This is a genomic window from Streptomyces lothianensis (assembly GCF_047779955.1).
Classification (GTDB): domain Bacteria; phylum Actinomycetota; class Actinomycetes; order Streptomycetales; family Streptomycetaceae; genus Streptomyces.
Genome location: NZ_JBLMKT010000055.1, coordinates 120432 through 127765 on the forward strand (window position 1 = coordinate 120432; position 7334 = coordinate 127765).

The 7334-nt window shown below is 72.9% G+C and carries 6 protein-coding genes and 1 pseudogene; 2 read left to right on the top strand and 5 right to left on the bottom strand.

From position 1 onward, the window contains the following. Positions 1-47: 47 nt before the first annotated feature. The 4 genes from ACLF6P_RS19555 to ACLF6P_RS19570 are packed head-to-tail and all read right to left on the bottom strand — an operon-like array spanning position 48 to position 4867. A complete protein-coding gene (locus ACLF6P_RS19555) occupies positions 48-662 on the bottom strand; it encodes a GTP-binding protein (protein WP_415951809.1) in 615 nt (204 codons plus the stop codon). Further along, complete coding sequence (locus ACLF6P_RS19560; RefSeq protein WP_415951810.1) at positions 643-1050, bottom strand: DUF742 domain-containing protein; 408 nt, start codon at positions 1048-1050, stop codon at positions 643-645. Before ACLF6P_RS19560 ends, ACLF6P_RS19555 begins: the two co-directional genes overlap by 20 nt. Continuing rightward, positions 1047-1646 (bottom strand): roadblock/LC7 domain-containing protein, encoded by a 600-nt coding sequence (locus ACLF6P_RS19565; RefSeq protein ID WP_415951823.1) that lies wholly within the window; start codon positions 1644-1646, stop codon positions 1047-1049. The genes ACLF6P_RS19560 and ACLF6P_RS19565 overlap by 4 nt, the downstream gene beginning before the upstream one ends. A 2-nt stretch (positions 1647-1648) precedes the next feature. Then, entirely contained in the window at positions 1649-4867 is a 3219-nt protein-coding gene (locus ACLF6P_RS19570) for a sensor histidine kinase (protein WP_415951812.1), read from the bottom strand. Positions 4868-5256: 389 nt separating this feature from the next. Between ACLF6P_RS19570 and ACLF6P_RS19575 the strand changes: the two genes are divergently transcribed. Then, complete coding sequence (locus ACLF6P_RS19575) at positions 5257-6153, top strand: hypothetical protein (protein ID WP_415951813.1); 897 nt, start codon at positions 5257-5259, stop codon at positions 6151-6153. A gap of 67 nt (positions 6154-6220) precedes the next feature. On the opposite strand, the gene ACLF6P_RS19580 is transcribed toward ACLF6P_RS19575, so the two are convergent. Continuing rightward, the gene (locus tag ACLF6P_RS19580) at positions 6221-6715 is read right to left on the bottom strand and encodes a MarR family winged helix-turn-helix transcriptional regulator (protein ID WP_415951814.1); all 495 of its coding nucleotides are present in this window, start codon (positions 6713-6715) and stop codon (positions 6221-6223) included. Between the two features lie 224 nt (positions 6716-6939). Here ACLF6P_RS19580 and ACLF6P_RS19585 point away from each other — a divergent pair. Continuing rightward, positions 6940-7203: pseudogene (locus tag ACLF6P_RS19585) on the top strand (GH25 family lysozyme); the annotation flags it as partial. Positions 7204-7334 lie beyond the last annotated feature (131 nt).

Below are 7334 nucleotides of genomic sequence, written 5' to 3' on the forward strand. Positions count from 1 at the left end.
TCCCAGAGGTTCGGTCGAGGACGGGCGGGGGCGGGGGCGGCGCGTGGTCAGGCAGGTGTCAGGTCGAGCGCGTGGCCGACGAGCGCGAGCAGCGTATCGACCACCGGGACACGGCGGCGCGCGTCCATGATCAGGACGGGGATGTCCTCGGGCACGGTGAGCGCCTCGCGTACGTCCTCGGCCGTGAACTCCTCGGTCCCCTCGAAGTGGTTGACGGCCACGACGTACGGCAGGCCGCAGCTCTCGAAGTAGTCGAGCGCGGGGAAGCAGTCGTCGAGGCGGCGGGTGTCGGCGAGCACCACCGCCCCGATCGCGCCGCGCACCAGGTCGTCCCACATGAACCAGAAACGCTGCTGGCCCGGCGTGCCGAAGAGGTACAGCACGAGGTCGTCGTCGAGCGTGATCCGGCCGAAGTCCATGGCAACCGTGGTCGTCAGCTTGTCCGGGGTCGCGGACAGGTCGTCCGAATCGGCGGAGGCCTGCGTCATCAGAGCCTCGGTCTGCAGCGGAGTGATCTCCGAGACCGAGCCGACGAGGGTCGTCTTGCCGACGCCGAAGCCGCCGGCCACCACGATCTTCGTGGCGACGGGGGCCCGGGAGTGGTCGAGCTGCCAGGGCTGTGCGCCTTCTTCGGCGAGCGTTTCAGAGACGGCGGAGTCCACCCAGCACCCTTTCCAGCAGCGCGCGGTCCGGGCGGCCGGGGCCGTGCCCCGTCCCGTACACGCGGATCCTTCCCTGGTCGGCGAGATCGCTGAGCAGCACCCGGACCACGCCGAGCGGCATCCTCAGCAGGGCGGCGATCTCGGCGACGGTGCGCATGCGGCGGCAGAGTTCCACCATGGCGCGCAGCTCCGGCATGACCTTGGTGTGCAGGCTGCCGCCCGTGAGTTCGGGCCGCTCGTCCGCGCCTTCGAGGGCAGGGACGGCGGCGACGAAGGTCTCCACCAGGAGGACGTGGCCGAACCTGGTGCGGCCGCCGGTCAGCGAGTACGGGCGGACGCGGGCGGGGCGGCGGTCGGCGCCGCGGACGGGCAGTTCGGAGCTGGTCACTGGATCGGCCCCTCCGCCCTCGCGTTCCCGCCCGCGCGCTCCTGCCCGCGCCCTTGCCCTTGCTCCTGCTCCAGTCCTTGCTCCAGTCCTTGCTCCAGTCCTTGCTCCTGCTCCTGTTCCTGTCCTTGCTCCCGTTCCCTGGACTGGCGCAGCTCGCTGCGGAGTTCCGGGGTGAGGACGTGGCCGGCGCGGCCCACGAACAGCGCCATGTGGTACGCGACGACGCTCATGTCGCAGTCGGGCGTGGCATGCACGCCGAGCAGTGAGCCGTCGCTGATCGTCATGACGAAGAGGCTGCCCTCGTCCATCGAGACCATGGTCTGCTTCACGGCTCCGCCGTCCATGAGGCGGGCGGTGCCGATGGTGAGGCTGCCGAGCCCGGCGACGATCGTCGCCAGGTCCGCGCTTGAACCGCGCGGGCCGGCCGGGTCCGGGGCCTGCTCGGTGTGCTGTCCCGGGTCGGAGGACAGAAGCAACAGGCCGTCGGAGGAGACGACGGCGACCGAGAGCAGGCCCGGTACCTCGTCCACCAGGTTCGTCAGCAGCCAGTGCAGGTTACGGGCCTCGGTGCTGAGTGCGCCGGGCTGGCTGGACACCGTCAACTGCGGGCCTCCTTGAGTGAGTCCCCCGGATCCGTGGATTCTTGCGAGGAGTGCGACGCGTTCCGGTCCTGTGCCGGGACGCGTCGCCGTTGCTCGGGTACGTCGGCGGGGGCGGCCGGTTCGTCGGTGGTTGCGGTGCGTGCGCCGGGGGTCTCGGACTCCGCGTCGCGGCGGCCCGCCTGCGCGCCCTGCCGGAAGCCGGCGAGACGGCGCCGCAGGTCCTCGGCGTCCAAGCCCCGGGGACGGCTGGGGGCCTGGCGGCTCGCGGGCGCGCTCACCTTGGGGGTGCGCTTGGGCAGGCCCTTGTCGGTGACGCGCTCGGACCCGGGACGGACGGGGGCGGGCTCGTCGACGGGGGGACGCTCGGCGCCGTGCGGGGGAGCCTGGCCGGGTGCCGGCTCCTCGTCCCGTACGGGGGCTTCGCGGCGTACGGTGCCCCCGTCACGTACGGGCGGCACGTCCTCACGTACGGGTGACATGTCGTCACGTACGGGTGACATGTCGTCACGTACGGGTGGCACGTCACGTACAGGCGCGTCGTCGCGTACGGGCTCGGCGGGGCGGCGGGGCGTCTCGTCCGCGGCGCGCTCGTGCGCCGCGCGCTCGTGCGCGTGGTCGTCGGGGACGGCGACGATGCGGGTGGGGCGCAGGCGGGCCGGGGTGTCGGTCCCGGGCGCGGGGAGGGTGAGTTCGAGGGTGGTCTCGACGAGACGCTCGGCCTCGTCCGGGCCGGTCGGCTCGCCCTGCTCACGCTCGGCGTCCCCGTCGCGCGCGGTACCGGGTTCCTGCGCCGCACGCGGCTCACGCACGCCGAAGGCCGCGGCGACCGGATCATCGCCGCCGAGCACGGGATCACGCTCGGAGCCGACCCATGTGCCACCGGCTTCCTCACCGGTTCCCTCTTCCCGTACGGACTCCCGCGCAGCCTCGCGTACGGGACCGCCCCCGGTGCCGGGCACGGACTCGACGCGGTCCACGTCGGAGCTGACCCCCGCGCCCGGCACGAGGGCGTCCCCGGCATCGGGCACGGAATCGGCGCGGACCTGCGCAGCGGTGGGTGCGGCGGTCGGGGAAAAGCCGGGCAGGGGCTCCGTCGCGGTGCGGCCCGGCAGGACGTTCGAGTTCGCCTCGGCCTCGGCGCCCGCCAGGTGGAGTTCGCCGGGGAGGTCCGTGCGGGGGATCCGCGGTGTGGGTGGGGCGGCTGGGGCGGGGGCCAGGAGGGGCTTGGGGAGCACGGTGACCGCGGTGGTGCCGAGCTTCGTGCCCTCGCGGAGCCGGACACGGACCCCGTGCCGGGCGGCGAGCCGGGCGACCACGTGGAGGCCGAGTCCGAGTCCCTCCTCGGAGCCGGTGTGCTGCTTCGCCGCCTCGCCGTCGTCAAGCATCGTGTTGACGGTGCGCAGGCGTTCGGGGGCGAGGCCGATGCCCTCGTCCTGGACGGAGAGCATGACCTCGCCGCTCTCCAGGAGCCAGCCGGAGATCTCGACCTGCGCGTCGGGCGGCGAGAACGACGTGGCGTTCTCGAGGAGTTCGGCGAGCAGGTGGCTCAGGTCGTCGGCGGCGAAGCCGGCGAGGTGCGCGTGCGGGGGCAGGGTGCCGATCCGGACGCGGTCGTAGCGTTCGATCTCGCTGACCGCGGCGCGGACGACATCGACCAGCGGGACCGGCCCGGGGTGCGCGTGCTTGTGCTCGGCGCCTGCGAGGACCAGCAGGTTCTCGCTGTGCCGGCGCATCACCGTGGCGAAGTGGTCGAGTTTGAAGAGCGTGGCGAGGCTCTCGGGGTCCTCCTCGCGCTCCTCCAGGCCTTCGATGACGGCGAGCTGCCGGTCGATCAGCCCGAGGGTGCGCAGCGCCAGGTTGACGAACGTGTGCTGCACGCTCTCCTCGGCCTGGTGCAGTTCGTCGCGCGCGGCGGCGAGTTCCTTGCGCAGCCCGGCCCGTTCGCGGGCCAGTTCCTCGCGCTCGCCGAGGAGGTGGCTGCGGTCGGCGTCCAGGACACCGGCCCTCTCCTGCAGCTTCGCGGTGCGCTCGTACAGCGCGTTGACGGACCGTACGACGGCGGCGAACTCGTCGTTGCGCCCGGTGAAGCGCACCGGCTCCGCCGCCGCCCCGCCCTCGCTCTCCGCGAGCCGCGCCGTGCCCAGGCGCAGTACGGCGAGCGGCCGGGTGAGCGTGCGCGCGACGGCGATGCAGACGCCGAGGGCCAGCAGCGCGAGCGCGCCGGCCAGCGCTATGCGCAGTTCCAGCGCGGTGACATCCTCGTCCCGCAGTTGCGTCAGGCGTTTGATGTGCTCGGTGGCGAGGGTGTTCTCGACGCTGCGGAGCTGGTCGATGCGGGCGGTGAGGGCGGTCGCGATCTTCTCGCTGTCGTAGCCGAGTTCGCGCTCGCTGAGGCTCGGCTTGTCGGTGAGGCGGGCGAGGTAGCGGTCCGCGTCGGCCACGTCGGGGCCGGTGACGGTGGTGTCGAGCTTGGCACGCTGGTCGGCGGGCGCGCTCGCGGTGAACGCGTCGAGCGCGGCCTCCTCGGCCCGGTGGGCCTGCTGCGCGGCGGCGGTCAGGGCGTCGCGCCGCTCGTCGTCCTCGCCGCGGACGACGGTGGTGCCGGAGAGCCCGGAGGGGGGCACCTCCCGCTCGAGCGAAGCCGAGAGTGGCGGAGGGTCGATCACGGTCTGCGGGGCGGTGCGCGGTGTGGCGTAGGCGGCGAGCAGCAGCCCCCGTACGGAGCCGGCCTCGGCGACGGCGCGGTCGAGGTCGGCGAGCGCGTGCCCGCCCGTTCCGGCGCGCGGGGGCAGCCGGTCGGCGAGCTCCTGGGTGCGGCGGTGCAGTGCTTCGAGCGCCTCGGTGTACGCGGTGTGCACCTCAAGGGCGGAGTCCTTGCCGGTGCGGGCGTGTTCGCGTACGCCGGCGAAGGCGGCCAGGTCGCCCTGCAGGCCATCGGGTGCCTCGTCGCGGAGTTCGGCGATCTGCCGGTCGACGCGTGCGGCGGACTCGGGGCGCTCGCCCTCGGGGCGGCCCGCAGCGGCGTACGCGGTGAACTCGTCGCGCTCGTCGGTCAGGGCGTGCGCGAGGGCGGTGGTCTGCCGGGTCAGCTTGGCGAGGTCAAGCAGGCGCTGGGTGTCGGCCACTTGGGAGGAGGCACCGAGCACGGCGGGGGTGCCCGCTCCGGCGACCGCGGCGGTGACCACCGCGACGGCGGCGATCAGCCGGCTGCGCACCCGAACTGTCCGGCCTGGTCCGGCCTCACCAGGCCGCTTTTTCTGCACCGGTGCTCGCATCCTCGTTGTTGCTCTCGGTGTTCTTGTTGTGCTGCTCTTGCTTGTGGTGACCCTCGTGTGGTGACCCGTGTGGTGACCCTTCCAGCGCGCCCGCGCGGCGAACGACCGCAGCCGGGCGGGGCCACCCGAAGGAGTGAACCCCGCCGGGAGTTGAGGGATCAAGTTCCGCTTCGGTATCGCTACGGGCCCGGTCGGGGCGCCGGTTGGACGCCGGGCCCGGGCTTTGGCAGGATGCCCGCCGCCTCGGCGGCCGGAGGTATGGTCCAGGCCAACTCCCCAGCCGCTCCCGCCCTGTGAAGGTGCTCTGCACAGTCGTGCAGACTGCGCACATGCGCGTCGAACTTGCCACGGAACCCGGCAGCCCCCACCGCCCCAACGAGGACTTCGTCTCCGTCTCGCTGCCCGCCTCCGGACTGGGCGGCACGCTGGTCGTCCTGGACGGTGTGACACCGCCGGACGGGGACGACGGTTGTGTGCACGACGTGCCGTGGTTCGTGGCCCGGCTGGGCGGGGCGCTGGGTGAACTGTCCGTTTCGCGGCGGGATATGGGCCTGGCCGAGATCCTCTCCCGGGCGATCGCACGCACCGCCGACACGCACCGTGACGCGTGTGAGCTTTCTCACCCCCGCACCCCTCAGGCGACGGTGGTTCTGGCGCGTTGGGGGGCCGAGCGGGTCGAGTACCTGGTCCTGTCCGACTCGGTCCTCCTCGCCGAGTCCCCGGCCGGCGAGGTCTCCGTGGTCGCCGACGACCGGCTCGACCGGCTGCCCGAGCGGGTCACGCGGGCGCGGGAGGCGGTGCACGCGCTCCCGGAAGCCTCCCCGGGGCGGGCCGAGGCGGTAAGGGCCTATGTGACGGCGGTGGAGTCGTGCCGCAACACCGAGGGCGGCTTCTTCACGGCGGCCGCCGACCCCTCGGTGGCGTCCCGCGCGGTCACGGGCTCCTGGGCGCGCACGGAGGTACGCACCCTCGTGGGGCTCACGGACGGGGCCGGCCGCTGGGTCGACTCCTTCGGCGAGGGCGACTGGACGGACTGCTTCCGCTTCCTGCGCAAAGCGGGGCCACAGGGGCTCGTGGACCGGGTGCGCGAGCTCGAGCGGGCGCGGGAATCGGAGCTGGAGCGGGCGCGGCAGTCGGAGCCGGAGCGGTCGGGGGCGGCTCCAGGAGGCGTACGGGGGCGGAGCAAGGCGCATGACGATGCGACGGTGGTGTGGGCGGAACTGTGAGCGGCCCGCGCCAGGCGGCGGAACTCGACCGCTCCCCGCGTCAGCGGCATGACCCGCCGGACACCCCCTAGTGGTCCCCCGCCGCGTTCAACTGCCGCAGCAGCCGGGCCAGTTCCGCGACCTCCGCCCGGTCCCAGCCGGCCAGCTGGCGCACGTAGCGCTCCCGGCGTGCGCCCCGGACCGTGAGGAAGCGCTGCCGGCCGTCGTCGGTGAGCCGCAGCAGGGCCGCCCGGCCGTCGGCCGGATCGGGCTCGCGGGCCACCAGGCCGAGCACCTCCAGCGCCCGCAGCTGGCGGCTCATCGTGGCCTTGCCGACGCCGAAGTAGGCGGCAAGCTCCGTGGCCCGCTGCGGGCCGCCCTCCTCCAGGCGTACGAGCAGGCCGTACGCGGCCGGTTCGAGGTCGGGGTGGACCGCGCGCGCCATCTCGCCGGAGCTGGCACGGGCCCGCCGCAGGAACACCGTCAACTCACGTTCCAGAGCAAGGAATTCCTGGTCCACACCCATCTCCCGCGCGTGAGGTTCTGCGGTGTCGTCGCCGCGGTCGTGCACTTCAGCGGCCATCGAACACTTTCCGAATGCTGAAAACTTCTGCCCACCACGACCCGTTGCCGCAGCTGGACCAGTATTTCGCAGGAGTAGACCAACGGCAGCCCCAAGCCCCCCTTCCCACCCGTACGTCACCCTGCGTAACTTCACTTCACACGATGCGGCGACGCTCCGCGTCGCGGGGACAGGATGCAATTCCTCCCAGGGGTGAACCCCTGGGGTTCCTCGCAAGAATCACGCTGAACCGCTACAAGTACCGCACCGGCCGCGATGCGGTGATCTACACGGCCACCAGCTGGTGGAAGCAGTGCACCGGCAACTACGGCGGCTTCGGCTCCACCAACCCGCTGTGGATCGCGCGCTACAGCAGCACCCCCGGCGAGCTGCCGGCCGGCTGGGCCTACCGCACGATGTGGCAGTACACCTCCTCCGGTCCGATCGTGGGCGACCACAACAAGTTCAACGGGGCGCTGGACCGGGTGATCGCGCTCGCCAACGGCTGATCCGGCCGTCCCGTACCGGACAGCTGATCCGGCCGTCCCGTACCGCACGAGGAGGCCCGGCCGTCCGTGGGAGACGCTGACTCTGTCGGGGATCTTGAGGATCCCCGGCGGGGCAGCGTGATCAACGGGCA